Source organism: Streptomyces sp. SID10853, from assembly GCF_010548145.1.
GTDB lineage: Bacteria > Actinomycetota > Actinomycetes > Streptomycetales > Streptomycetaceae > Streptomyces.
The window spans coordinates 1-25937 of record NZ_JAAGLN010000082.1; the positions used below are offsets into that span (position 1 = coordinate 1).

Genomic DNA, 25937 nt, shown 5'->3' on the forward strand with positions numbered 1-25937 from the left:
CGTCCGGCGCGCCCGGCGCGCGCCGGGCGCCGGCCGCTCCTCTGCTGCTCGGCGTGCGGCACCACGGTCCCGGCTCGGCCCGTGCGGTGCTGGCCGCACTGGACGCCGTGGTGCCCGAGGCCGTGCTGATCGAGGGGCCGCCGGAGGGTGACGCCCTGCTGGCTCTCGCCGATGACCCGGGGATGAGGCCCCCCGTCGCGCTGCTGGCCCATGTGGTGGGCGACCCGGGCCGTGCCGCGTTCTGGCCCATGGCGGAGTTCTCGCCGGAGTGGGTGGCGATCCGCTGGGCGCAGCGCCATGAAGTCCCGGTCCGGTTCATGGACCTGCCGGCGGCGCACTCCCTCGCCGTGCCGGAGGAGGGTCCCGAGGAGCGCGCTGCGGAGGAATCCGCCGCCGTGCGGATCGACCCGATCGGCGTGCTGGCCGAAACCGCGGGGTACGACGACGCCGAGCGCTGGTGGGAGGACGTCGTGGAGCACCGCGGCTCCGGTGCGGGGGCGGACCCGCTCGCACCGTTCGCCGCGCTCTCCGAAGCGATGGAGGCCCTCCGGGAGACGTACGGCGACGCGGGGTTTCCCCGGGACCGGGTCCGCGAGGCGTATATGCGCATCCAACTGCGGTCCGCCCGTAAGGAGTTCGACGGGCCGGTGGCGGTCGTCTGCGGCGCCTGGCACGTGCCCGCTCTGGCTGTGCGGACCACCGTCGCGGCCGACCGAGCCCTGCTCAAGGCGCTGCCCAAGGTGAAGACCGAGATGACCTGGGTGCCCTGGACGCACCGGAGGCTCGCCCGGCACAGCGGATACGGCGCCGGTATCGAGTCGCCCGGCTGGTACGGACACCTGTTCAGTGCCGACGACCGTCCGGTCGAGCGCTGGATGACCAAGGTCGCACGGCTGCTGCGGGGCGAGGACCGGACGGTCTCCTCCGCACACGTCATCGAAGCGGTGCGGCTCGCGGCGACACTCGCGGCTCTGCGCGGGCGCCCGCTGCCCGGGCTGACGGAGACGACCGATGCGGTGAGGGCGGTGATGTGCGAAGGCTCCGACGTACCGCTCATGTCGGTCCGGGACCGACTGGTCGTCGGCGAGGTACTGGGTGAGGTCCCGGACGCCGCCCCCGCCGTGCCGCTCCAACGCGATCTGACCCGCGCCCAGCGCGCTCTGCGGCTCCGGCCGGAAGCGGTCGAACGCGACCTTGACCTCGATCTGCGCAAGGAGACCGATGCCGCGCGGTCGCGGCTCCTGCACCGGCTGCGGCTTCTCGGGGTCGAGTGGGGCGAGCCCGCCCGGGGCCGGGCCAGCACCGGCACCTTCCGGGAGAGCTGGCGGCTGCGCTGGGAGCCGGAGCTTTCCCTGCGGGTCGCGGAGGCCGGGATGTGGGGGACGACCGTGCTCTCCGCCGCCACCGCCAGGGCCGCCGCGCAGGCCGTGTCAGCGACCACGCTCGCCGCTGTCACCGGGCTCGCCGAACAGTGCCTGCTGGCCGAACTGCCGGATGCGCTACCGGTGGTGATGCGTGCCCTAGCCGACCGGGCCGCGCTCGACACGGATGTGGGTCATCTCGCCGGTGCGCTGCCCGCCCTGGCCCGTTCCCTGCGGTACGGCACTGTGCGCTCCACCGGCACGGCCGCACTCGGCGAAGTGGCCGTGGGCCTGGCCGAGCGCATCTGCGTGGGCCTGCCTCCGGCCTGTACGGGGCTGGACGCGGAGGGCGCGAGGGAGATGCGGGCCCATGTGGAAGGCGTTCACACCGCGATCGGCCTGCTGCCGGACGCCACAGGACTGCGTGAGCGGTGGAGCGAGGTGCTGCGCAGACTGTCCGGACGCGACTCCGTCGCCGGGCTGATACGAGGACGGGCCGTCCGCCTTCTGCTGGACGACGGGCGGCTCGCCGAGGACGAGACGGCACAGCTCATGGGACTCGCGCTGTCGCCGGGCGCACCACCCGCCGACGCGGCCGCCTGGATCGAGGGCTTCGTGGGCGGGGCCTCCGGAGCGGGAACGCTCCTGGTGCATGACGAGCGGCTGCTCGGCCTGGTCGACGCATGGCTGGCGGGGGTGCAGGCGGAGGCGTTCACCGACGTACTGCCGTTGCTGCGCCGTACGTTCTCGGCGTACGAGCCGGGGGTACGCCGCACGCTCGGCGAGCTCGTGAGGCGCGGGCCAGGGAATGGCGTGACCGCTGGAGCGAGGGGAGACAGCGGGGCATCGCACCCGGCCGATGGGGCGGCGCCCGGGTTCGGGGCGGCGCTGGACCTGGAGCGTGCTGACGCGGTTCTCCCCGTGGTGCGGCTGCTCCTCAGCGGCGGCGGCAGCGGGTCCGGCGACGGCCGGGCGGTCAACGATCTGATGGGGGCGGTCGGATGAGCACGGTGGATGAACGGCTGCGGCGCTGGCGGCTCGTCCTCGGAGGCGACGCGGCAGAGAGCACGGGTGTCTCGCTCGGCGGCCGGGACGCGGCGATGGACGGCGCACTCAGCGCGTTGTACGGCAACGGTCAGAAGGGAGAGGGGAAGAAAGGAGGCGGACGCGGCGGTGACCGGTCGGCCGGGCTCGGGGCATCCGCACCGTCCGTGGCACGCTGGCTGGGCGATATCCGTGCGTACTTTCCGAGTCCGGTCGTCCAGGTGATGCAGCGCGACGCCATCGAACGGATCGGCCTGTCGGCGCTGTTGCTGGAGCCGGAGATGCTGGAGGCCGTCGAGGCGGACGTGCACCTGGTCGGGACGCTGCTCTCGCTCAACAAAGCGATGCCCGAGACGACCAGGGAGACCGCCCGCGCCGTCGTGCGCAAGGTGGTCGAGGAGCTGGAGAAGCGGCTCGCGGCGAGAACGCGGACCACGGTCACCGGTGCGCTGGACCGTTCAGCGCGGATCACGCGACCACGCCACCGGGACATCGACTGGGACCGCACCGTCCGCGCCAACCTGAAGAACTATCTGCCGGAGTACGGCACGGTCGTTCCGGAGCGGCTCATCGGGTACGGTCACGCCGCCCGGTCGGTGAAGAAGGACGTGATCCTCTGCATCGACCAGTCGGGCTCAATGGCCGCCTCGGTGGTCTACGCGTCGGTGTTCGGGGCGGTTCTCGCCTCGATGCGCTCCATCTCCACCCGCCTCGTCGTCTTCGACACGGCCGTCGTGGACCTGACGGACCAGCTCGATGATCCCGTCGATGTTCTCTTCGGGACCCAACTCGGCGGCGGCACCGACATCAACAGGGCACTGGCGTACTGCCAGTCGCAGATCACCCGGCCGACGGACACGGTCGTCGTGCTGATCAGCGACCTCTACGAGGGAGGGATACGGGACGAAATGCTGAAGCGGGTGGCGGCGATGAAGGCATCGGGCACCCAGTTCGTCACACTGCTCGCCCTCTCCGACGAGGGAGCGCCGGCCTACGACCATGCCCACGCGGAGGCACTGGCCGCGCTGGGAGCACCCGCGTTCGCCTGTACGCCCGACCTCTTCCCGGACGTCATGGCAGCGGCCATAGAGCGGAGACCCCTGCCCATACCGGACATGGCGGTGGATCAGTAACAGAGGGCTTGCGCGACCGGCGGTCTGCTGGCACTTGGCTTCCTGTACGGAGGTCAGGCGCACGCGTCCGGTCTGCCGGGAGGCACCCCGGACCTGGCACGCGGCGGTTCACCCGCGAGTTCACCTGCCGCTTCAACTGTGGCTGGGATACGGGACGGTGAGGGCCCGTCCATAGCTGACGGCCAGCGCACAGCCCATCGGGCACAGGCCCAGGCCCAGGCCCAGGCCCAGGATCAAGCGCAGGCTTCGGCCCGCAGGCCGGTGTCGGGGGCCGTGGCTGGTGCGGGGCAGGTCGTGCAGCGGGTTGCCCGGCCGGTCCGTCAGCTGCCCCGAGACCTGTCGTCCGTCGTTCCGGTGCGCACGGGTCAGCGTCCGCCGACCGCCACGAGTTCGGAGCCGCCCCGGCACACGGCGAGCGGGAGACTGCCGCAGAGCATGCGGTCGATCACCGGAGTGCCGCCGCCGGGCGGCGCACCGAAGGCGGACCAGGGCGGCATGCGGCGGCCTCGGGCACGTTCCGGGTCCCGGCTGCTGCAGCGTACTCGTACCGAGATATCAGAAAGCCGGGGCCCGGGGCGCGTTGTGGGGGTCTGCCGGGGCAGCAGTCCTGCGGGCTCAATGCTCCCGACGGCATGACCGGACCGGACAAACGGACCGCTGAGGGCTCCGGGCCGGGCAGTGGTGTGCCCTGTGCGGCCCCCGTCGACGGTGGCGGCGCCCGGTTCGCGCTGCTGCGTGGGGCAGGGCTGCCCGACGTCGGTGCGCCGACCCGCGAGAGACCACGCGACATTCTCGAATTCCCCGGATAGGGCAGGCCGTTCCCGCCTCGACCTGCCGCGCGGGGGCGGAACAGGTCTGCCCGCCAGCCGGAGACCTCCGGTTTCCGGACCGTTGAATTCGAAGGATCTGACATCAGCATGAACAAGAACATCCGCCGTTCCATCGCTGTCGCTGCCACCGCGTCCGGGGTGTGGGCGTTGGGCACAGCGGCTGCCGGGGCGGCCGAACTGCCCGTATCGGTACCGCACTCGCCGCCAGACACCGCTGCTGACACCGCTGCCGAGACTGTTGACGGCATCGGAGCCGACGTTCAGGGCGCCGAAGGCACGGCCGGTCACGCCGCCGGTCACGTCAAGGACATCGGCCACGCCTCTCACACCGTCACCGGCCAGGTCCACCACCAGGTCCAGCACGGGGTCCACCACCAGGTCGACCATCGGATCCAGGACCAGCACCAGGTCCTGCGCGAGGCTCAGCACCTGATCCCCGCGCCTTCCGCCGCACCCGCCGGCCCCGCCGCCTCCTCCCTTCCCGCCGTCAATGGGACCGACAGGGCCGACGCGATCGACGGGATCGACGGGGCCAATGGTGTGGACGTGATCGACTACCTCTTCGGTCCGATCGACCAGATCCCCGGCTACTCCCAGGCGGCCGGCCAGGCTGTCGCCCGGACCACCGATGCCACCGGAGCGGCCCTCGGCACCACGACCCTCGGCGACATCACCCACGTCACGCCCCACGGCGCAGCGGCACCGATGGCCGGGATGACCGGGGTGACCGGGGCGGCTGCCGACTCCGTTCTGCCGCCTGTCGCGGTTACCGCCGTGGACGGGGTGCTTCCGGTGGCCGGGCAGGCCGTCGGTGATGCCGGCGGCATCACCGACGGTGTGGTCTTCGATGTCCAGCCGACCGTGCAGGGTGTGGTCGCGCAGGTGCGGCCGCCGGCCCAGGGCGTCGTCTCGGCGGCACAGCCGGCCGTCCACGGGGCGGCGGCGCAGGTGAAGCCGCTGGCCCAGGGGCTCGGTGCCACCGTGGCCCGGCACGCGCGTCTGACCGTCGGACACGCTGTTTCCGGCGCTTCGTCCGCTGTGGAATCGGTCACGCCCGGCAGCGTCACGGACGCGCTGCGCTCCGGCGGTTCGCCGCTTTCCTGACCGCTCTCCGAGCGCGTCGGCACTGCTCACCGGGCGGTTTTCCCGTACAGGGGGGCCGCCCGGTCCCGCCCGGCGGGCTGTGACCGTAATCACCGCGCAGGTGTGATCTGCGATTTAGGGACCCGGCGCCCACGGGGATAACCTGCGAGACGGACATGCCGCGTACTCGGACACCGTCTACGCCTCCCTAGTGACAGCGCAGTCACGTTGCCCTTCGCGGCACGCCCACGCAGACAAGTAACCGCGATCACTACTGCGACGACGATTTAAGCAAAGGGAGACGGACGCGCGTGGACCTGTTCGAGTACCAGGCGAGGGACCTCTTCGCCAAGCACGGTGTACCGGTGCTGGCCGGTGAAGTCATCGACACGCCTGAGGCGGCGCGCAAGGCCACTGAGAGCATGGGCGGCAAGTCCGTCGTCAAGGCTCAGGTGAAGGTCGGCGGCCGTGGCAAGGCCGGCGGCGTGAAGCTGGCCGCGACCCCGGACGAGGCGGTCGCTCGCGCGACGGACATCCTCGGCATGGACATCAAGGGCCACACGGTCCACAAGGTGATGATCGCCGAGCTGTCCCCGGAGATCGAGGCCGAGTACTACGTCTCGTACCTCCTCGACCGCACCAACCGCACCTTCCTGGCCATGGCCTCGGTGCAGGGCGGCATGGAGATCGAGGAGGTCGCGGAGAAGACCCCCGAGGCCCTCGCGAAGGTCCCGGTCAACGCCGTTGACGGCGTTGACATCGTCAAGGCCCGCGAGATCGTGGCCCAGGCGAAGTTCCCGGCCGATGTGGCCGAGGGTGTCGCCGAGGCCATGGTGACCCTCTGGGACACCTTCGTCGCCGAGGACGCCCTCCTCGTCGAGGTCAACCCGCTGGTGAAGACCAAGGACGGCCGGATCCTGGCCCTGGACGGCAAGGTCTCGCTCGACGAGAACGCCGAGTTCCGCCAGCCCGACCACGAGGCGCTCGAGGACAAGGCAGCAGCCAACCCGCTCGAGGCTGCTGCCAAGGCCAAGAACCTCAACTACGTCAAGCTCGACGGTGAGGTCGGCATCATCGGCAACGGCGCGGGGCTCGTCATGAGCACCCTCGACGTCGTCGCGTACGCCGGTGAGAAGCACAGCAACGTCAAGCCCGCCAACTTCCTCGACATCGGTGGCGGCGCCTCCGCCGAGGTCATGGCGAACGGCCTGGAGATCATCCTCGGCGACCCGGACGTCAAGTCCGTGTTCGTCAACGTCTTCGGCGGCATCACCGCGTGCGACGAGGTCGCCAACGGCATCGTCCAGGCGCTCGAGCTCCTCAAGTCGAAGGGCGAAGCGGTCACCAAGCCGCTGGTCGTCCGTCTCGACGGCAACAACGCGGAGCTGGGTCGCAAGATCCTGTCGGACGCCAACCACCCGCTCGTGCAGCGCGTGGACACCATGGACGGCGCGGCCGACAAGGCCGCCGAGCTCGCGGCTGCGAAGTAAGGGAACAGGTCACCAACACCATGGCTATTTTCCTGACCAAGGAAAGCAAGGTCATCGTCCAGGGGATGACCGGTGCCACCGGCATGAAGCACACCAAGCTCATGCTCGCTGACGGCACCAACATCGTCGGCGGCGTGAACCCCCGCAAGGCCGGCACCTCCGTCGACTTCGAAGGCACCGAAGTGCCCGTGTTCGGCACGGTCGCCGAGGCCATCGAGAAGACCGGTGCCGACGTCTCGGTGCTCTTCGTGCCGCCGGCCTTCTCGAAGGCCGCCGTCGTCGAGGCGATCGACGCCGAGATCCCCCTCGCCGTCGTCATCACCGAGGGCATCGCCGTCCACGACTCGGCCGCGTTCTACGCGTACGCCAAGTCGAAGGGCGACAAGACCCGGATCATCGGCCCGAACTGCCCCGGCCTGATCACCCCCGGCCAGTCCAACGCCGGCATCATCCCGGGCGACATCACCAAGCCCGGCCGTATCGGTCTCGTGTCCAAGTCGGGCACGCTGACCTACCAGATGATGTACGAGCTGCGCGACATCGGCTTCTCGTCGGCCGTCGGCATCGGTGGCGACCCGGTCATCGGTACGACGCACATCGACGCCCTCGCGGCGTTCGAGGCGGACCCGGAGACCGACCTCATCGTGATGATCGGTGAGATCGGCGGCGACGCCGAGGAGCGTGCGGCCGACTACATCGCGAAGAACGTGACGAAGCCGGTCGTCGGCTATGTCGCGGGCTTCACGGCGCCCGAGGGCAAGACCATGGGCCACGCCGGCGCCATCGTCTCCGGCTCCTCCGGCACCGCCCAGGCGAAGAAGGAAGCGCTTGAGGCCGCGGGCGTCAAGGTCGGCAAGACGCCGACCGAGACGGCCAAGCTGGCCCGTGCGATCCTCGCCGGCGCGTAACGGACCCCGGTCTTCCGGACAGTCCCAGCACTGCGGAGCGGGCCCGTGCCCCCTGGTTTCCAGGGGGTGCGGGCCCGCTCTGTGCAGTGCGGCGGTCAGCGGTGCGGTGCGGCTGTCAGCGGGCGGCTGCGGTTTCGGTGCGGCGGTCAGCCCAGCTGCGGTACCAGGCGTTCCGGGCCGTTCGCCGGGACCGCGCGCAGTTTCTGGTGCAGCTTCTTGTCCTCGGCGGTCAGCCGCTGCGGGCCGCCGCGCGGCGGGACACCCTCCACCCGGTGCGGCGGTCCGGTCGGCCGTGAGTAGTGGGTGGGGGCCGTGACCAGCGTGAACACCGTCAGGGCCGCCAGCAGGGCGACGCAGCCGATGGTGAGCCGTGTCCAGAACCGGGTCCGGCGCTCGCTCCTCGTCCGTACGGAACGGGGCTCCGGCAGGGCGGCCCCGGGGCCCGTGCGAGTGAGGGCGGCCAGCTGCTCCTGGAGCAGCGCGGGCTCCTCCAGATCGGGCAGGGCCCTGGCCACGGCGGACCGCGCGTACAGCAGCCTGTTCGCGGCCGCCGGTGTGCTCGCCTCCGTTTCGGCCGCGGTATCGGGGAGGTCGAGCCCGAGCCCGTCGTAGAGCAGCAGGGTGCGCCGGTAGGCGGGGGGCAGACGGAGTACGGCGTCCCGCAGCGGCACCTGCGCGGCATCCGCCGTCTCCCTGTCGGGCAGCCCGCGCTTGTGGCTCTTCCGGCTCTTGCCGCGCCACGGCGACATCGCGTACTCGTAGGCCGCCGCGCGTACCCAGCCGGCCGGGTCGCGGTCGGTCGCGACCTCGGGCCAGCTCTGCCAGGCCAGGTGGAAGGCGCGCTCGACCGACTCTCTGGCGAGGTGGTGGCGGCCGGTGAGCAGATACGTCTGGTGGACGAGACCGGACGCGGCTCGGGCGTAGAGCAGGTCGAAGGCTTCGGCGGGGGTGAGGCCGGGGTCGTCCGGCGGCTGCTCCGGGTCGTCGGGTGTGGCCTGCGGGGCTGCTGCTCCGGGCGGTTGGGGTGCGGGTGTATCTCCCGGTTCCCCCGCTTCCGCTGTGTTTGCCGCGACGTCCGCGTCCACAGCGACCTGCGCTTGCCGCGGGTCCAGTTCCAGTGTGGCCGTCGTTTCCGACAGCGCCGCTGCCGCGAGTGCCGCTTCCGATTCCGCGAGGGCTGTTTCTGCCGGCGCTGTTTCCGGCAGTGCTGCTTCTGGAAGCGCTGCCTTGCGCTGGTCCTCCGCCGGCTGCCCGGTGCCCGGTGACTTCGCCTTGCGCGGCCGGCGCCGTTTCTTCGGGGAGCGCAGTTCCGTCATGAGGTGCCCCCGGCGCTGCTCACGGCGCTGCCCACGGCGGGACGCCAGTCCGAAAAGTGCATAACCGTATATTGAGTGACACGACCGGTCTTTGCCTGTTACGCGGCGAAAGCGCGTGTCGTTGGCAGCATGGCCCGCGTGACCCAGATGACCGACCGCAGCCCGTCGCTCGCCCCTGTGCGGAGCCGATCCGCCGCGCTGGCCGACTGCGTGCTGCGAGGCGGGCTCGCTGCGGCGCTCGGACTCGGCTCGCTCACCGTGCTGGTGATGCTGCTGTGGATCAGTTCGCCCTACCCCGACAGCGGACCGGGCGGCGCGCTCCACGTCACCGCCGCGCTCTGGCTGCTCGCCCATGGCACGGAGCTGACCAGGCACGACACCGCGTCCGGTGTGCCCGCCCCCTTGGGTCTTGTGCCGATGCTGCTGGTCGTGCTGCCCGTCTGGCTGGTCCAGCGTGCGGCGCGGGCCGCGCTCGACCCGGCGAACGGCCGCCCGGGGCCGACGGTGCACGGTGCCCTCTGTGCGGTGACCGGTGGCTACCTGCTGGTGGCGGCGGCTGTGACGTTGTACGCGTCGAGCGGGCCGTTGTCCGTCGTCCCGCTGAGCGCGCTGTGGCATCTGCCGCTCGTCGCCGGTACCGCCGCCGGGGCGGGGGTGTGGCGGGCGCGTGTTTTTCCGCGCGAGCCGTTCAGTGGCTGGGGGCGCCCGCCGTACGCCGGTGGGAGGGCGCTTCCCGCCGGCGTACGGCAGGTTGTCCGGAGTCCCCGGGTGCCGACCGTGCTACGGGCCGGAGCCGCCGGAGCGGCCGTGCTGGCAGGCGGGGGCGCGTTGCTGGTCGCCGGGTCGCTGGTGTGGCACGGGGGCGCCGCGCAGGAGTCGTTCCTGCGGCTGACCGGTGCCGTGTCGGGGCGGTTCACGGTCCTGCTGCTGGCCGCCGCGCTCGTACCGAACGCGGCGCTGTGGGGCGCTTCGTACGCGCTCGGTCCCGGCTTCACTCTCGGGACCGGTTCGGCGGTGACGCCGCTCATGGTGACCGGTAACGCCGCGCTTCCCTACTTCCCGTTGCTGGCCGCCCTGCCGGGACCCGGCAGCGGTTCGCCGGTGAACTGGGCGGTCGCGGGTGTGCCGCTGGCCGCTGGTGTGGTGGTCGGCTGGTTCGTGACGCGGGTAGGGGACCGGGGCCGGGACGAGAGCCGGGACAAGGGCTTGGACAAGGGCCGGGACAAGGGCTTGGACAAGGGCCGGGACAAGGGCTTGGACAAGGGCAGGGGCTGGGACAGGGGCCGGGCGGAGACCGCCGGAGTGACCGCGCTCATGGCGCTGTCGGCCGCTGTCGTCTGTGCGGCGGTGATGGCCGTCCTGGCTGCCCTGGCCGGCGGCCCGCTCGGCACCGGAAGGCTGACGTCCTTCGGTCCCGTGTGGTGGCAGACGAGCGTGGCCACCCTCGTGTGGACCGCTGGGACTGCTCTTCCCGTGGCACTGTTCCGGCGCTGGTGGGCACTGCGGAGCAGCAGGGCGGGGGCGGCGGAGCCCGCGGTCGACGCGGCGGTGGTGGCACGCGTGGGAGTGCCGGCTGCGGTGGCTGCGACGACGGCCGAGGCCGAAGCCCCGGCCGTTACGGGGCCGGAAGCGCGCCACGGAGGCGAGGGCAGCGGTGAGAACGGTGGTGGGAGCGGCGGCGAGAACAGCGGGGACGGAAGTGAGGACGGCAGCGGGCGGGACGTTGACGCCGGGCGGGTGGGGCGGTGGGCCGCGCTGAAGGGGCTTTCCGGGAGGCTGCTGGCGAAGTTCCCGCTCACGGATGCACAGGACGGGTTCTCGCCCGCCGAGCCCGCAGCACCCTCTGAGCCTTCCGAGTCCGCTGAGTCTTCCGAGTCCTCTGAGCCCGCCGTACGGAGCGAGTCTCCCGTGCCTCCCGCCCCCACCTCGCTCCCACCCGAGGATGCGGGAGAGACCAACTCTGCCGCCGAACCGGGCGCGGCTGAATCAGGCGTTGCCGAACCAGCCGCCGCTGCCGAGCCCGCCGTCGACCGGAGCGGCCTCGCCTCAGCGGAGCCCGCCGGTGGTCCGGATATCTGGCCGCCGATGCCCTACGCCGACGAGGACTGAGGCCGCCGCCCGCCCACGTCTTCGTGCCCGCCTCTTCGCGCCTACTTCTTTGTGCCGAGCACCGGCACCAGCGAGTGCGGCAGCTTCGTGTTGCAGGCGATCTGGCCCTGCTTCGTCAGCGCGTCGTCCACGCACGTGTAGTAGTCCCGGTACACGAGCTGCGCCGAGAACGTCAGGATCACGATGAGCAGTGCGAGCCCGGCGGTCACCAGGCCGCTCACCGCGGCGGTGATCTGCTGCTTCGACGAGGCGGCCGTTGCCCCGGCGTACGGGCCCGCGTACGGGCCGGGAGCCGGCGGTGCCGTCGGTGCCGGCGGCACACCCGGGCCCGGCGGCGGCCCATCGGTCGGGGAAGTCGGGGAAGTCGGAGAGGACGGAGAAGTCGGGGAGGCCGGCGGCTCAGATGTCCCGGATGCGGTGCTGCCCTTGGCCGCGCCCGAATCCGGCTGCGGCTTGGCGCGCAGGGCGCTGACGCCCCAGTACACCGCGAGCGCGCCGAGGAGCAGGCCGATCTCCGGCAGGTTGAAGAGGGCGAAGAAGAACGCCCACATTCCGGCGAGCAGCGCATAGCGCGCCCTGCGCTGCGCCGGGTCCTTCGGGTCCCAGCGCAGGGTCGGGCCGGGGCCGCCCTGGCCGCCGTTGCGCCCGTTTCCCGGATCGTTCGGGCCGCCCGCCGGCCGCTGCGGGCCCGCGCCGAACCCGCCGTCGTGGCGTCCCGGCTGGACCGGGCTCCACTGGCTCCCCCGGCCGGGGGACGAGCCGTCGCCTTCGCCCCCGTCGCTGCTTCCGTCACCCCCGCCGCTGCCCTCGCCGCCCGCCGGGTGCTGCGGGTGCCGGGGCTGCCACGGCTGCTCGGGACGGTCCGCGGGCGGCGGTGCGAACGGGTTGTCGTCGTCCGGCTCCGTCGAAGAGGGCCGGCGTTCCCGCAGCAGAAGTGAACCCTGCCCGTACGGCTGGGTGCGGAGAGTCGCGCGGTGGCGTCGGTCCTGCATCTGGTGAACGTCTTCCCCTCATTCGGTTCCTGCCCGGGAGACAGGTCCTGTCCCCAGACGCTACCTCTCGGCCGTGCCCCCGTCCCGTGGGGGCCGTTCCGTGTGCCGGTATCGTTGCCGACGGTCGGCGCGTTCGTAGAGTTCCCCGTATCGGGGGATGCGATCTATTCGTACGACCGCACAAGTCGTATCCAGAAAGGGCCCCGCTGTGGCCTCCCCGTCCTCCCCTGCCCGCCTGGTCGTGCTGGTTTCCGGTTCCGGAACCAATCTGCAGGCCCTGCTCGACGCGATCGCCGGCGATCCCGCCTACGGAGCCGAAATCGTCGCGGTCGGCGCTGACCGCGACGGCATCGCCGGACTCGACCGCGCCCGCAGCGCCGGGCTGCCCACCTTCGTCTGCAAGGTGAAGGAGTACGCGGACCGCGACGCGTGGGACGCGGCGCTGGCCGAGGCCACCGCCGCCTACGCGCCGGACCTGGTGGTGTCGGCCGGTTTCATGAAGATCGTGGGGAAGAAGTTCCTCGCGGCCTTCGGGGGCCGGTTCGTCAATACGCATCCGGCACTGCTGCCCGCGTTCCCCGGCGCCCACGGAGTGCGCGACGCGCTCGCGTACGGGGCCAGGGTCACCGGCTGCACCGTCCACTTCGTCGACGACGGCGTCGACACCGGACCGATCATCGCGCAGGGTGTGGTCGAGATCCGGGAGCAGGACGACGAAAGCGCTCTTCATGAGCGCATCAAGGAAGTCGAGCGGAAGCTGCTCGTCGATGTCGTGGGGCGTCTGGCCCGTAACGGCTACCGCATTGAGGGACGAAAGGTTCAGGTCGGTGCACACCGAGAACACGGACACCGTTAAGCCCATCCGGCGCGCGCTCGTCAGCGTCTACGACAAGTCGGGTCTGGAGGAGCTGGCCCTCGGGCTGCACGAGGCGGGCGTCACGCTCGTCTCCACCGGATCCACCGCGGCGAAGATCGCCGCTGCCGGTGTGCCGGTCACCAAGGTCGAGGAGCTGACCGGTTTCCCGGAGTGCCTCGACGGCCGGGTCAAGACGCTGCACCCACGGGTGCACGCCGGGATCCTCGCCGATCTGCGCCTGGAGGACCACCGCAGGCAGCTCGCCGAGCTGGAGGTGGAGCCCTTCGACCTGGTCGTGGTGAACCTCTACCCGTTCTCCGAGACCGTCGCGTCCGGTGCCACGCCGGATGAGTGCGTCGAGCAGATCGACATCGGCGGCCCGTCCATGGTCAGGGCCGCGGCCAAGAACCATCCGTCGGTCGCCGTCGTCACCAGCCCCGGCCGGTACGCGGACGTCCTCACCGCCGTCAGGGGCGGGGGCTTCGACCTGACCGCGCGCAAGCGGCTCGCGGCGGAGGCGTTCCGGCACACGGCCGCCTACGACGTGGCCGTCGCCGGCTGGTTCGCCGACGACTACGCGGCGGCCGACGACAGCGGCTTCCCTGAGTTCATCGGCGCGACGTACGAGCGCGGGAACGTCCTGCGCTACGGCGAGAACCCGCACCAGGGCGCCGCGTTGTACGTCTCGGGTACGGGCGGCCTCGCCCAGGCCGAGCAGCTGCACGGCAAGGAGATGTCGTACAACAACTACACGGACACCGACGCCGCGCGCCGGGCCGCGTACGACCACGCCGAGCCCTGCGTGGCCATCATCAAGCACGCCAATCCGTGCGGCATCGCGATCGGTGAGGACCTGGCTGAGGCGCACGCCAAGGCGCACGCCTGCGACCCGGTCTCCGCGTACGGCGGTGTGATCGCCGTCAACCGTCCGGTGACCGTGGCGCTCGCCGAGCAGATCGCCCCGATCTTCACCGAGGTCGTCGTCGCTCCGGCGTACGAGGACGGCGCGGTCGACGTGCTGGCGCGCAAGAAGAACATCCGGGTGCTGCGCTGTCCCGACGCCCCGTCGGCCGCGGCCGAGGTCAAGCAGATCGACGGCGGTGCGCTGCTCCAGGTCGCCGACCGGCTGCAGGCCGACGGCGACGATCCGGCGAACTGGACGCTCGCGTCCGGTGACGCGCTCGACGCGGCGGAGCTGGCCGAGCTGTCGTTCGCCTGGAAGGCGTGCCGCGCGGTGAAGTCCAACGCGATCCTGCTCGCCAAGGGTGGTGCGTCGGTCGGCGTCGGGATGGGTCAGGTCAACCGGGTCGACTCCGCGAAGCTCGCCGTCGAGCGTGCGGGCGAGGAGCGGGCGCGGGGGGCGTACGCCGCTTCGGACGCGTTCTTCCCGTTCCCGGACGGCTTCGAGATCCTGGCGAACGCCGGGGTCAGGGCCGTGGTGCAGCCGGGCGGTTCGGTCCGTGACGAACTGGTCGTGGAGGCCGCCGAGAAGGCGGGCGTGACGATGTACTTCACGGGTACGCGGCACTTCTTCCACTGAGCCGCCGAGGCACTCGTCCCTCTCCGTACCTCGGGCGCCGGACATGGCACCGGATACGGCACCGGACATGGAGCGGGATACGACACCGGATACGGCCGAGGGCCGTAACTCCGCGCGATACGCACAGGAGTTACGGCCCTCGGGCCTTCGGCCGGGTCCAGCAGGACGCGGGTCGGCCGGTCGATGCGGAGGTCAGCCGGTCGACGTGGAGGTCAGCCGACCTTGACGACCACGGTCGAGCAGATCTTGTCCGCGAACGTCTGCTTCTTGGAGTCCCATGCCGGCCACAGCCAGCCCAGGTAGCAGGCGAGGCTGTCCACGAAGTGGGCGAGGTAGCGGACGAACGCCATGCCGAAGCCCAGCGGCCGGCCGTCGGCCTCGCGCAGCAGGCTGATGCCGAGGGCCTTCTTGCCGATGAACTGGCCGGTCGTGCCCTCCTTGTAGAGCTTGAAGAGGCCGAGCCCGATGCCGACGAGGATGCCGATCACGGCGATGGCGGAGCCCGCTCCGCCGCCGATCGCGCTGCCGATGCCGATGATGACGCCGTACGGGATGCCGATGACCAGACCGTCGAGCAGCAGGGCGGCGAACCGGCGCCACCAGCCGGCGAACGGCGGCTGGCCGCCGTATCCGCCGGGCTGCTGCGGGTATCCGCCGCCGTAGTTCTGCTGGACCGGCGGTGCCTGCGGGTAGCCGTAACCGGGCTGCTGCGGCACACCCTGCGGGGCCTGCTGCGGGTATCCGTACCCCGGCTGCGGCGGCTGCTGGGGCTGGCCCTGCGGCTGCCCCGGCGGCGGGCCGTAGGGGTTGTTGGGGTTCGGTTCGCCGAAGCTCATGACTGAATTCCTCCGTTGGTTCCTGCGGGGACGATGCGGTTCGAGCGGAGGATTGGTGAGAGAAACGACTGAGCGGTCTGCCCCCCGACACTGGCCGCGGCACTGCGGACCACATGCTTCTCAATGCCGCGTAAGTTTGTCCAGTCGCAGTCCCTATGTGTTGTGCAAGTGCAACTTGGGCGATCATGCCGCCCCCTGAAAGAATGGCTCGTATGACAGCCCAGATTCTCGATGGCAAGGCCACCGCGGCCGCGATCAAGTCCGATCTGACCGTCCGCGTGGCGGCCCTCAAGGAGAAGGGAGTGGCTCCCGGTCTCGGCACCCTGCTCGTCGGTGACGACCCCGGCAGCCGGTGGTACGTCAACGGCAAGCACCGCGACTGCGCGGAGGTCGGGATCGGGTCGATCCAGCGCGAACTCCCCGACACCGCAACGCAGGAGGAGATCGAAGCGGTCGTCAGGGAACTCAACGAGAACCCCGAGTGCACCGGCTACATCGTGCAGTTGCCCCTCCCCAAGGGCATCGACACCAACCGTGTCCTGGGGCTGATGGATCCGGCCAAGGACGCCGACGGGCTGCACCCGACCAGCCTCGGCAAGCTGGTGCTGAACGAGGAGGGGCCGCTGCCCTGCACCCCGTACGGCATCATCCAGCTGCTCCGCCACCACGGTGTCGAGATCAACGGGGCGCATGTCGTGGTCGTCGGCCGCGGTATCACCGTCGGCCGCTCGATCCCGCTGCTGCTGACCCGTAAGTCCGAGAACGCGACCGTCACCCAGTGCCACACCGGCACCCGTGACCTGCCCGCGATGCTCAAGCAGGCGGACATCATCGTGTCCGCGGCCGGCGTCCGGCACATCATCAACCCCGAGGACGTCAAGCCGGGGGCCGCTGTCCTCGACGTCGGCGTCAGCCGGGACGAGAACGGCAAGATCGCGGGAGACGTGCACCCCGGTGTCGCGGAGGTGGCCGGCTGGGTCTCGCCGAACCCGGGTGGTGTGGGCCCGATGACCCGCGCACAGCTGCTGGTGAACGTCGTGGAGGCGGCGGAGCGCAGTGTCGGCTGAGCCGGCGGAACCTGCGGCGGGCACGAAGCCCGGGGATCCCGAGTCCGGGAAGCCCCGGGGCGCTGCTGACGGCACGAGCGCCGAAGCCCAGGGCACTGGATCTCAGGGTGCTGAGTCCCCGGGCACTGGGCCTCAGGGTGCTGGACGCACGGGTGCTCATCCTGCGGGTGCCGAAGCCGAGGAGCCCGACGGGGACGAGGGGGAGCAGCAGGAAGAGGGTGAGGGAGAGCAGCCGGAAGAGGGTGAGGGGGAGGACGCCGTCAGCGCGCCCGGGCCGGATGGTGAGCCGGTCCGTACGACCCGTCGCTTTCCCCGCGTGACACGGGACACCGCGCGCCCCGAGGGCGGCGGCCGGGCGGCCGGCGGTGACGCGCCCGCTCCCGCGAGGCAGTGGCCGCTGCTCACGGTGCTCGTCACGATCGGCGTCGGGCTGCTGCTCGTGGCCTTCGACGTGACACGGGTGGGGCTGCTGCTGGTCGGGATCGCTCTGCTCGGCGGCGCTGTGATGCGCTGGTGCGTGCGTTCCGTCGGCATGCTCGCGGTGCGTTCGCGCTTCACCGACATGCTCACGTACGGCGTGCTGGGCTTCCTCATCACGCTGCTCGCACTCATGGTGCAGCCCGACCCGTGGCTGAAGCTGCCGTTCCTGGAAGGGCTGATGCATTTCACCGTCCGGTGAGGCAGTGCGGCGATGAGGCAGTGAAGCGGTGAGGCAGTGCGGCGGTGGTGCGGTGCGCATGGGGGCGAATTCCGGAACTCCCTTGTGGCGCGGGGCCGCTGACTGCCCGTATGCGCATGGGAAAGCCGTCCGGGCCGTCTGAAAAATAAATGAGAATCCGGGGGAGTGGCCCTCGATTCCCGGGGCAAGCGCTTGGTATCCCCCCACGGGTGCTTGCACCCGGCGGTGGCCGCCCGCGCCTCTCCCCCCCCTGGCGCGGACGGCCACCGCCGCTGCAACGCGGGCTCCCGCACAGGGCGTACGAGAGCGGTGTGCGGCGTGCCACATGGGGGTGGGAACCGGGCGCGCGCGGGTTCCGATAGCCTGACGTCGGAAGTCTCTTCACATCAAGATTCAGTTCATGGTGTGAGTTTCCGGGATTTCCCGCACCAGGGGCAGGGACCCCCACCGCCAGCTGTCTTACGGAGAACGCCATGACCCGCACTCCTGTGAATGTCACCGTCACCGGCGCGGCCGGCCAGATCGGCTACGCGCTGCTCTTCCGCATCGCTTCGGGCCACCTGCTCGGCTCGGACGTGCCGGTCAAGCTGCGTCTCCTGGAGATCCCGCAGGGGCTGAAGGCCGCCGAGGGCACCGCGATGGAGCTCGACGACTGCGCCTTCCCGCTGCTTCAGGGCATCGAGATCACGGACGACCCGAACGTCGCCTTCGCCGGGGCCAACGTCGCGCTCCTGGTCGGTGCCCGCCCGCGCACGAAGGGCATGGAGCGCGGTGACCTGCTCGCGGCCAACGGTGGCATCTTCGGCCCGCAGGGCAAGGCCATCAACGACAACGCCGCGGACGACATCAAGGTCCTCGTCGTGGGGAACCCGGCCAACACCAACGCGCTCATCGCGCAGGCATCGGCCCCGGACGTACCGGCCGACCGCTTCACCGCGATGACCCGTCTGGACCACAACCGGGCCATCTCGCAGCTCTCGCAGAAGACCGGCGTCCCGGTCTCCGAGATCCGCCGTCTCACCATCTGGGGCAACCACTCCGCCACGCAGTACCCGGACATCTTCCACGCCGAGGTCGCGGGCAAGAACGCCGCCGAGACCGTCAACGACGAGAAGTGGCTGGCCGACACCTTCATCCCGACCGTCGCCAAGCGCGGCGCGGCGATCATCGAGGCGCGTGGCGCGTCCTCGGCCGCCTCCGCCGCGAACGCCGCCATCGATCACGTGCACACCTGGGTCAACGGCACGGCTGACGGCGACTGGACCTCGATGGGTATTCCGTCGGACGGCTCCTACGGTGTCCCCGAGGGCCTCATCTCGTCCTTCCCGGTCACCACCGAGGGCGGCACGTACGAGATCGTCCAGGGCCTGGAGATCAACGACTTCTCGCGTGCCCGCATCGACGCTTCGGTGAAGGAGCTCACCGAGGAGCGCGACGCGGTTCGCGAGCTCGGCCTCATCTGAGCCGAACGCACGGAAACGCCCCCGGCGACCAGGTGGTCGCCGGGGGCGTTTCCGTATGTCTGTCACTGTCGGGTCGGGTCGGGTCGGGTCGGGGTCGGCCTGTCGGCCAGGCCCGTCGGCCCGTCAGGCTGTCGGCCCGTCAGTCGTTGGCCCGTCAGTACTTCTCAGTCCTTCAGCGCGTTCGCGTCCTGGCGCAGCCGCTCCATCGACTGGTGTTGCAGGCCGCCGCCGAACGTGATGCGGGTGGCACCGAGCCCGCCCAGCTCCTGCGGTGACGGACCGCCGGGCCGGAAGAGCGCGTTGAGCGGTGCCCCGACCGCGGACGCCAGGCCGGGCAGCTGGTCCGGCGGTGCCGTGATCGGGTAGACGCAGTCGGCGCCCGCCGCGAGATAGCGGACGGCGCGGTCGATGGCCGGCGCCGGATCCCGCACGCCACGGATGTACGTGTCCACGCGGGCGTTGATGAACAGCGCGGCTCCGGCCGCCGCGCGGAACGCCGCGAGCCGGTCCGCGTTCTCCTGCGGGTCGCGGAGGACTCCGCCGGAGGAGTCCTCCAGATTGCAGCCGACGGCGCCGGTGTCGAGCAGCCGCCCGGCCAGTTCCTCCGGCGGCAGCCCGTACCCGTCCTCGATGTCCGCCGAAACGGCCACGCCGAAGCCCTCGACCGCCCGGACGATCCGGCTGATCGCGGCGAACATCTCGTCGGCCGGGGTGTCCCCGTCCGCGTAACCGAGCGAGGCCGCCACTCCGGCGCTCGGGGTGGCGAGCGCCGGGAACCCGGCTTCCGCGAAGACGCGGGCGCTGGCCGCGTCCCACGGGCAGGGCAGCACCAGCGGATCACCGGGTGACCGGCCCAGGTGGAGACTGCGGAAGTCCGTCATGGAGGGACCTTTCAGCGGAGGCGGGGCGGGGAGCAGGAGGAGGGGTCCAGTGCCGGCCGGGTCGGGCCGGGCCGGGCCGGGCCGAGCGGGGCGGGGTTCAGTGCCGGCCGGGCTCAGTGGCGGCCGGGCGCTGTGCCGTGCCCGCCCGGTGGCGGCCGGGCTCAGGGGCGGTGGGCGAGGGAGCCCGGCGTGTAGTGGCCGGGCACCAGGCGGGCGGTGACGGAGAACCGGTTCCAGGCGTTGATCACGGTGATCGCCGCGATCAGCTGGGCCAGTTCGGTCTCGTCGAAGTGCTCGGCGGCGTGTGCGTACACCTCGTCCGGCACGAATCCGTCGGTCAGCACGGTGATGGCCTCGGTCAGCTCGATCGCCGCGATCTCCTTCGCGGTGTAGAAGTGCTGCGACTCCTCCCAGCCGCTCAGCTGCACGATCCGCTCGACCGACTCACCCGCGGCGAGCGCGTCCTTGGAGTGCATGTCGATACAGAAGGCGCAGTGGTTGATCTGGGATGCGCGGATCTTGACCAGTTCGAGCAGGGTCGGGTCGACGCCCTTCTTGGCCGCCGCGTCCAGGGCGATCATGGCCTTGTAGACCTCGGGGGCGAGCTTCCCCACGTTGAGGCGGGGGGTGTGCTCGGGGAGGTAGTCCGTCATAGCTCTTGTGCCCTTCGTGCCTTTGACCGTCATGCTTCGTCGTGCCTTGACCGTCGTGTGCCTACGACGCTACGTGGCAGATGGCGCAGGGGTATGGTCCATTTCTATGACAGATCCTTGGGCCACTTTTGGCGTAGACCTGCATCTGGAGCTGACCGGTCCCGGGCTGCGGGTCGGTCTCACGGACGCGCTGCGCAGGGCCGTCCGTACCGGGCGGCTGGCGCCGGGGACTCGGCTGCCTTCCTCCCGTACGCTCGCCGCCGACCTGGGCGTGGCCCGTAACACGGTCGCCGACGCCTACGCCGAGCTGGTCGCCGAGGGGTGGCTGACCGCCCGGCAGGGTTCGGGGACCCGAGTGGCCCCGCGGACCGTGCCGCGCGGGGTGCCGAGGCCCGCCGCCGCGCGGCCGCCGCAGCGGAGCGGACCCGAGTACAGCCTCCGGCCCGGCGTTCCCGACCTCGCCTCCTTTCCGCGTACGGAGTGGCTCAGGGCGTCGAGGAAGGCGCTGACCGCCGCGCCGCACGAGGCGTTCGGCTACGGCGACCCGCGGGGGCGGCCCGAGCTGCGCACCGTGCTGGCCGACTATCTGGCGCGCGCCCGCGGTGTCCACGCCGACCCGGACCGCATCGTGGTGTGTGCCGGTTTCGCCCACGCGATGATGCTGATGGGGAAGGTGCTGCGGGGGAGACGGGTGCGGGAGGTGGCCGTCGAGTCGTACGGGCTCGATCTGCACTGGAACCTGCTGGCCGATGCCGGGCTGCGCACCCGGGCCCTGCCGGTGGACGGATTCGGTTCGCGCACCGGTGAACTGGGGCGCGAGGGCGCGGTGCTGATGACACCCGCGCACCAGTTCCCGACGGGTGTCCCGCTCCACCCGGACCGGCGCACCGCCGCCGTCGACTGGGCCAGGACCACGGACGGGGTGATCCTGGAGGACGACTACGACGGGGAGTTCCGCTACGACCGCCAGCCGGTCGGGGCGCTCCAGGGGCTGGATCCCGAGCGGGTCGTCTACTGCGGGACCGCCAGCAAGTCCATCGCTCCCGGAGTGCGGCTCGGCTGGCTGGTGCTGCCCGATTCGATGGTGTCCGAGGCCGCGCGGGCGAAGGGGAAATCCGACTGGATGTCCAGTTCGCTGGAGCAGCTGACCCTGGCGGAGTTCATCGCCTCCGGTGCGTACGACCGGCATGTCCGCGCGATGCGGCTGCGCTACCGGCGGCGGCGCGACCAGCTGGTGGCGGCGCTGGCCGAACGGGCGCCCGGCATCAGGGTGTCCGGGATCGCCGCGGGGCTGCACGCCGTACTGGAACTGCCCCGGGGCACCGAGCAGTCGGTGGTTCAGGCGGCTGCCCGGCAGGGCCTTGAGCTCTACGGCGGTGCCCAGTTCCGGCACGCGGATGTGCGGGACGACGGGCGGGACGGGCGGGACATGCTGGTCGTCGGATACGGAACGCCGTCGGACAGCGCATGGACGGGGGCGCTGGACGCACTGTGCCGGGTGCTGCCTTAGGGGGCAGGCCAGGGAGGAGGCGAGGGGGGGAGGCGAGGGAGGAGGCGGCAAGGGGGCGTGAGTCAGGAGGGCGGCCCGGCGGCAGGCCGGCGGCGGGCCAGAGTGGGCGGGGGCAGGCAGGGGGCAGGCCAGGATGGGCCGGTGGCAGGGGGCAGGCGGCGGCGGGCCAGAGTGGGCCGGGGCAGGCCGGCCGGTGGTCTCAGGTTTCGGCCGGGTTCGGCGTGGCCGGGGCCTCGCCGAACCGGGCCAGTGCGAGTGCTCCCGCGACGGCCACCGCGAAGCCCGCAACGGCCAGCGGGGCCAGCCCCTCCCTCGTACGGTCTCCGAGCCAGACCACCCCGACCAGTGCGGGGCCGATGGTCTCGCCGATGACCATGCCCGCCGTGGCCGTGGTCACCGAACCGCGCTGGAGCGCCGAGGTGAGCAGCAGGAAGGCCGAACCGCCGCCGACCAGCAGTGCGTACAGCGCCGGGTTGGTGAAGTCGGCCGAGTCGATGAGGCGCACCGACACCTCGACCACCCCGAAACCCACCCCGGAACCGAGGCCGAGCACCAGGGCCCGCGCCTTGCCCTTGAGATGGCCCGCCGCTGTGCCCACCAGGAGCACCGCGAGTGCGACGGCGAGCATCGACCACCGCAGCGCTGACGAACCCGCCGTGTGCCCCTCGTTCCCGGAGGCGAGGCCGAGCATCCCGAGGCCCGCACAGACGACGGCCACCGCGCCCCATTCGGTACCGGAGAGCCGGACGCCGAGGATGCGGGAGGCGACCACGGCGGTGACCGCGAGACTCGCGGCGAGTGCGGCGCCGACCGCGTAGATGGGGAGCGTCCGCAGGGCGATGATCTGGAGTACGAAACCGAGCCCGTCGAGGCCGAGTCCGGCGATGTAACGCCACTGGCGCAGGGCGCGCAGGAGCAGCGCGGCGTCCACGCCCGAGCCGGTTCCCGGTGCGGAGGCGCGGGCCGCGGCGGCCTGGAGCACGGAGGCCGTACCGAAGCAGACCGCTGAACCGAGGGCACAGATCATTCCGATGAGCACGAAAGGACTCTAGTTGCGCGGAGACGGGCCCAGCACCGACCACCCATGCGCACCGCACCCGGGCGGTATCTAGTCTGTACACCGACAGATGCGGCAGCAGAGCCGGCGGAGTTCGTATGACGGGGGAGTGGGGCGCATGCGCAGGATGAGGTCGGGTGCCGTGGTGCTCGGAGGGATGGGGATGCTGGCGGCAACGCTCACCGCCTGCGGCTCCGACGTGGACAAGCGGTGTGTCGATCCGAATACGCACAAGCAGCTGCCGACGTACGAGTGCACCAACGGCACCGGCCACGGCACGTACTACTACGGCGGCTCGTCCAAGCACGGCAAGCTCTCCGGCGGCAGCTTCAGCAAGCCCTCGGTGCACCGCGGCGGCTTCGGCGGCGGGTCGCACTCCGGTGGCGGATTCCACTCCAGCGGCGGCTGAACCGGACATGCGGCGGCACACCATCGAACCGCGTCCCGGCTGGCAGCAGATCGTCGAGGAGCAGGGGCTCATCTACCCGCTGACCCGCTACCCCGACGACTCGCTGCGCCCGTACTGGGACGAGAGCGCGTACTACTCGTTCTCCCTCCCCGAGGTCGAGGCGCTGGAGGAGGTGGTCGAGGAGCTGCACGCGATGTGCCTTGCCGCGGCCGCCCACATCGTCGAGCGCGACCGGTTCGCGGAGCTGGGCATCACCGATCCCCGGCTGGCCCGGCTGGTCGGCGAGTCCTGGCGGCGGCGCGATGAACTCCCCTCCGTCTACGCCCGGTTCGACCTCCGGTACGACGGCAGCGGCCCGGCGAAAATGCTGGAGTACAACGCCGACACTCCCACCTCCCTGGTGGAGGCGGCCGGCCCGCAGTGGTTCTGGATGGAGGACCGCTTCCCCGGCGCCGACCAGTGGAACTCCCTGCACGAACGGCTGGTCGCCGCCTGGAAGCGGCAGGCCCCGCTGCTGCCGCCGGGGCCGCTGCACTTCGCGCACTCCGAGGCCGACGAACTCGGCGAGGACCTGATGACGGCCGCCTATCTGCGGGAGACCGCCCAGCAGGCCGGGATCGACACCGAGGCGCTCTCGATGGAACGGATCGGCTGGGATCCGCTGTCCGGGCGGTTCGTCGACGAGGGGATGCGCTTCATCCGCAGCTGTTTCAAGCTCTACCCGTGGGAGTGGCTGACGACGGACAGCTTCGGTCCGCAGGTCCTGGACACGCTCGACAACGGCGGTTCCACCGGCTCCACCTGCTGGATCGAGCCCGCATGGAAGATGCTGCTCTCCAACAAGGCCCTGCTCGCCGTGGTCTGGGAGCTGTATCCCGGCCACCCGAATCTCCTTCCCGCCTATCTGGACGGGCCGCGCGAACTCGCCCTGTCGAAGGGGTACGTCTCCAAGCCGCTGCTCGGCCGCGAAGGCGCGGGCGTCGAGCTTCACGAGCCGGGTGGCGGTGGTGGTGCCGGCTCTGTCGGGATACGGGCGCAGGCACGGGCCGACGAGGCGTGCTGCTACCAGGAGTTGGCGCCGCTGCCGGACTTCGACGGCAACCGTGTGGTGCTCGGTGCGTGGGTCGTCGAGGACGAAGCGGCGGGGCTCGGCATCCGGGAGTCGGCGGGGCCGGTGACGGACGAGTACGCCCGCTTCCTGCCCCACGTCATCCTCTGAGGGCCGGCCCCTCAGCTGCCTCACACGTTCAGCACGCTCCGGAGCTGGGTGAGCCCCCAGTCCAGGTCCTCCTTACTGATCACCAGCGGCGGGGCGATCCGGATGGTGGAGCCATGGGTGTCCTTCACCAGCACTCCGAGATCCATCAGCTTCTCCGAGATCTCCCGGCCGGTGCCGTGGGCCGGGGCGATGTCCACGCCGGCCCACAGCCCTCGCCCGCGCACCGCCTCCACCGCGCCGCCGCCCACCAGCAGGCCCAGTTCACGGTGGAGGTGATCACCCAGTTCGGTCGCCCGCTGCTGGTACTCACCGGTCCGCAACATCGCGATGACTTCCAGGGCGACGGCGCACGCCAGCGGGTTCCCGCCGAAGGTCGACCCGTGCTCGCCCGGGCGGAAGACGCCCAGGACCTCCGCCGACGAGACCACCGCCGACACCGGCACCACCCCGCCGCCGAGCGCCTTGCCCAGGATGTACAGGTCCGGCACGACACCCTCGTGCTCACAGGCGAAGGTCTTCCCTGTCCTGCCCAGTCCTGACTGGATTTCGTCGGCGATGAACAGCACGTTCCTGGCGCGCGTCAGTTCCCGTACGCCCGGCAGGTAGCCCGCCGGCGGCACCAGTACCCCGGCCTCGCCCTGGATGGGTTCGAGCAGCACGGCCACGGTGTTGGCGTCGACGGCCGCTTCCAGGGCGGCCAGGTCCCCGTACGGCACGATCTCGAAGCCGGGGGTGTAGGGGCCGAAGTCCGCTCGGGCCTCGGCGTCCGTCGAGAAGCTGACGATCGTGGTCGTCCGGCCGTGGAAGTTGTTCTCGGCGACGACGATCTTCGCCTGACCGTCCGGTACGCCCTTGACTCTGTATCCCCACTTACGGGCTGTCTTCACCGCCGTCTCGACCGCCTCGGCCCCGGTGTTCATCGGCAGCACCATCTCCATGCCGCACAGCTCGGCGAGCTGGGTGGAGAAGTCGGCGAACCGGTCGTGGTGGAAGGCCCGGGAAGTGAGCGTGACGCGCTCCAGCTGGGCCTTGGCCGCGTCGATCAACCGGCGGTTGCCGTGGCCGAAGTTGAGCGCCGAGTAACCGGCGAGCATGTCGAGGTAGCGGCGCCCCTCGACGTCGGTCATCCACGCGCCGTCCGCCGAAGCGACGACCACGGGCAGCGGGTGGTAGTTGTGCGCACTGTGCGCCTCGGCTGAGGAGATCGAGCTTTCCGTAACTGACACGAGTTCTCCGTTCTTACGGCGTACGGCTTTTGCTGCGTACGGCTTTTACGGCGTACGGGCCGTACCGGCGCGGGACCTACGGTGTTCGGCTCATTGTGTGCTCATTCCTATCGTCGGCCACGGCGGGCAGGAAGAAACCTTGTGGACCGGCGTGCCGGGCGGGCATGCGGCGCCGGGACGTACCGCACATCGATCCCTCCGGGGTCCGCGCCGCCCGAGCCGTCCGCGCCGCCCGAGCCGTCCGCGCCGCCCGAACTGCCCGGGCCGCCCGCGCC

Annotated in this window: 23 protein-coding genes; 15 read left to right on the forward strand and 8 right to left on the reverse strand. The window is 71.3% G+C overall.

Annotated elements, in window-relative coordinates; translation table 11 throughout:
- Nucleotides 1–53: 53 nt before the first annotated feature.
- Nucleotides 54–2366: a DUF5682 family protein gene (locus tag G3I19_RS17620; protein ID WP_343235131.1), complete on the forward strand. Its 2313-nt coding sequence runs from the start codon at nucleotides 54–56 to the stop codon at nucleotides 2364–2366.
- Complete coding sequence (locus G3I19_RS17625; RefSeq protein WP_164264579.1) at nucleotides 2363–3538, forward strand: VWA domain-containing protein; 1176 nt, start codon at nucleotides 2363–2365, stop codon at nucleotides 3536–3538. Before G3I19_RS17620 ends, G3I19_RS17625 begins: the two co-directional genes overlap by 4 nt.
- Nucleotides 3539–3903: 365 nt before the next feature.
- Here G3I19_RS17625 and G3I19_RS38105 read toward each other — a convergent pair whose 3' ends face one another.
- Entirely contained in the window at nucleotides 3904–4035 is a 132-nt protein-coding gene (locus G3I19_RS38105) for a hypothetical protein (RefSeq protein WP_275402749.1), read from the reverse strand.
- Nucleotides 4036–4170: 135 nt separating this feature from the next.
- Between G3I19_RS38105 and G3I19_RS17630 the strand changes: the two genes are divergently transcribed.
- The 4 genes from G3I19_RS17630 to sucD all read left to right on the forward strand — a co-directional run bounded on the left by G3I19_RS17630 (nucleotide 4171) and on the right by sucD (nucleotide 7849).
- Nucleotides 4171–4347 (forward strand): hypothetical protein, encoded by a 177-nt coding sequence (locus tag G3I19_RS17630; protein WP_164264580.1) that lies wholly within the window; start codon nucleotides 4171–4173, stop codon nucleotides 4345–4347.
- Between the two features lie 108 nt (nucleotides 4348–4455).
- A complete protein-coding gene (locus G3I19_RS17635) occupies nucleotides 4456–5472 on the forward strand; it encodes a hypothetical protein (protein ID WP_164264581.1) in 1017 nt (338 codons plus the stop codon).
- A 290-nt stretch (nucleotides 5473–5762) separates the two neighbouring features.
- A complete protein-coding gene (sucC, locus tag G3I19_RS17640; protein WP_164264582.1) occupies nucleotides 5763–6941 on the forward strand; it encodes an ADP-forming succinate--CoA ligase subunit beta in 1179 nt (392 codons plus the stop codon).
- Between the two features lie 20 nt (nucleotides 6942–6961).
- Nucleotides 6962–7849 carry a succinate--CoA ligase subunit alpha gene (gene sucD, locus G3I19_RS17645; RefSeq protein WP_164264583.1) on the forward strand — a complete coding sequence of 296 codons (888 nt, stop codon included), beginning with the start codon at nucleotides 6962–6964 and terminating at the stop codon, nucleotides 7847–7849.
- 146 nt (nucleotides 7850–7995) lie between these two features.
- On the opposite strand, the gene G3I19_RS17650 is transcribed toward sucD, so the two are convergent.
- Nucleotides 7996–9165: a DNA-directed RNA polymerase sigma-70 factor gene (locus G3I19_RS17650; protein WP_164264584.1), complete on the reverse strand. Its 1170-nt coding sequence runs from the start codon at nucleotides 9163–9165 to the stop codon at nucleotides 7996–7998.
- A 147-nt stretch (nucleotides 9166–9312) separates the two neighbouring features.
- On the opposite strand from G3I19_RS17650, the gene G3I19_RS17655 reads away from it, so the two are divergent.
- The gene (locus G3I19_RS17655; protein WP_239074472.1) at nucleotides 9313–11274 is read left to right on the forward strand and encodes a DUF6350 family protein; all 1962 of its coding nucleotides are present in this window, start codon (nucleotides 9313–9315) and stop codon (nucleotides 11272–11274) included.
- Nucleotides 11275–11315: 41 nt separating this feature from the next.
- On the opposite strand, the gene G3I19_RS17660 is transcribed toward G3I19_RS17655, so the two are convergent.
- A complete protein-coding gene (locus G3I19_RS17660; protein WP_164264585.1) occupies nucleotides 11316–12266 on the reverse strand; it encodes a hypothetical protein in 951 nt (316 codons plus the stop codon).
- Nucleotides 12267–12423: 157 nt separating this feature from the next.
- On the opposite strand from G3I19_RS17660, the gene purN reads away from it, so the two are divergent.
- Both purN and purH read left to right on the forward strand, forming a co-directional pair.
- Nucleotides 12424–13122, forward strand: coding sequence for a phosphoribosylglycinamide formyltransferase (purN, locus tag G3I19_RS17665; RefSeq protein ID WP_164264586.1), 699 nt, complete (start codon nucleotides 12424–12426; stop codon nucleotides 13120–13122).
- Nucleotides 13034–14662 (forward strand): bifunctional phosphoribosylaminoimidazolecarboxamide formyltransferase/IMP cyclohydrolase, encoded by a 1629-nt coding sequence (purH, locus tag G3I19_RS17670; RefSeq protein ID WP_164264598.1) that lies wholly within the window; start codon nucleotides 13034–13036, stop codon nucleotides 14660–14662. The genes purN and purH overlap by 89 nt, the downstream gene beginning before the upstream one ends.
- A 212-nt stretch (nucleotides 14663–14874) precedes the next feature.
- Here purH and G3I19_RS17675 read toward each other — a convergent pair whose 3' ends face one another.
- Complete coding sequence (locus G3I19_RS17675; RefSeq protein ID WP_164264587.1) at nucleotides 14875–15498, reverse strand: RDD family protein; 624 nt, start codon at nucleotides 15496–15498, stop codon at nucleotides 14875–14877.
- Between the two features lie 212 nt (nucleotides 15499–15710).
- Between G3I19_RS17675 and G3I19_RS17680 the strand changes: the two genes are divergently transcribed.
- From G3I19_RS17680 to G3I19_RS17690, 3 genes are all read left to right on the forward strand, one after another.
- Complete coding sequence (locus G3I19_RS17680; RefSeq protein WP_164264588.1) at nucleotides 15711–16565, forward strand: bifunctional methylenetetrahydrofolate dehydrogenase/methenyltetrahydrofolate cyclohydrolase; 855 nt, start codon at nucleotides 15711–15713, stop codon at nucleotides 16563–16565.
- Nucleotides 16555–17244, forward strand: a complete 690-nt coding sequence (locus G3I19_RS38290; protein ID WP_164264589.1) for a DUF3017 domain-containing protein — start codon at nucleotides 16555–16557, stop codon at nucleotides 17242–17244. The genes G3I19_RS17680 and G3I19_RS38290 overlap by 11 nt, the downstream gene beginning before the upstream one ends.
- Before the next feature lie 473 nt (nucleotides 17245–17717).
- Complete coding sequence (locus tag G3I19_RS17690) at nucleotides 17718–18707, forward strand: malate dehydrogenase (RefSeq protein WP_164264590.1); 990 nt, start codon at nucleotides 17718–17720, stop codon at nucleotides 18705–18707.
- 164 nt (nucleotides 18708–18871) lie between these two features.
- Here the strand turns inward: G3I19_RS17690 and G3I19_RS17695 are convergent, their stop codons facing one another.
- Entirely contained in the window at nucleotides 18872–19588 is a 717-nt protein-coding gene (locus G3I19_RS17695) for an isocitrate lyase/phosphoenolpyruvate mutase family protein (protein WP_164264591.1), read from the reverse strand.
- Nucleotides 19589–19749: 161 nt separating this feature from the next.
- Nucleotides 19750–20241, reverse strand: coding sequence for a carboxymuconolactone decarboxylase family protein (locus G3I19_RS17700; protein WP_239074470.1), 492 nt, complete (start codon nucleotides 20239–20241; stop codon nucleotides 19750–19752).
- A 106-nt stretch (nucleotides 20242–20347) separates the two neighbouring features.
- Between G3I19_RS17700 and G3I19_RS17705 the strand changes: the two genes are divergently transcribed.
- Nucleotides 20348–21751, forward strand: a complete 1404-nt coding sequence (locus tag G3I19_RS17705; protein WP_164264593.1) for a PLP-dependent aminotransferase family protein — start codon at nucleotides 20348–20350, stop codon at nucleotides 21749–21751.
- Nucleotides 21752–21950: 199 nt separating this feature from the next.
- On the opposite strand, the gene G3I19_RS17710 is transcribed toward G3I19_RS17705, so the two are convergent.
- Nucleotides 21951–22778 (reverse strand): hypothetical protein, encoded by an 828-nt coding sequence (locus tag G3I19_RS17710; RefSeq protein ID WP_164264599.1) that lies wholly within the window; start codon nucleotides 22776–22778, stop codon nucleotides 21951–21953.
- A 148-nt stretch (nucleotides 22779–22926) separates the two neighbouring features.
- On the opposite strand from G3I19_RS17710, the gene G3I19_RS17715 reads away from it, so the two are divergent.
- Both G3I19_RS17715 and G3I19_RS17720 read left to right on the forward strand, forming a co-directional pair.
- Complete coding sequence (locus G3I19_RS17715) at nucleotides 22927–23217, forward strand: hypothetical protein (RefSeq protein ID WP_164264594.1); 291 nt, start codon at nucleotides 22927–22929, stop codon at nucleotides 23215–23217.
- Between the two features lie 7 nt (nucleotides 23218–23224).
- Nucleotides 23225–24436: a glutathionylspermidine synthase family protein gene (locus tag G3I19_RS17720; protein WP_164264595.1), complete on the forward strand. Its 1212-nt coding sequence runs from the start codon at nucleotides 23225–23227 to the stop codon at nucleotides 24434–24436.
- A 20-nt stretch (nucleotides 24437–24456) separates the two neighbouring features.
- On the opposite strand, the gene rocD is transcribed toward G3I19_RS17720, so the two are convergent.
- On the reverse strand, nucleotides 24457–25662 hold the full coding sequence (rocD, locus tag G3I19_RS17725) for an ornithine--oxo-acid transaminase (protein ID WP_164264596.1): 1206 nt from the start codon (nucleotides 25660–25662) through the stop codon (nucleotides 24457–24459).
- Nucleotides 25663–25937: the final 275 nt, after the last annotated feature.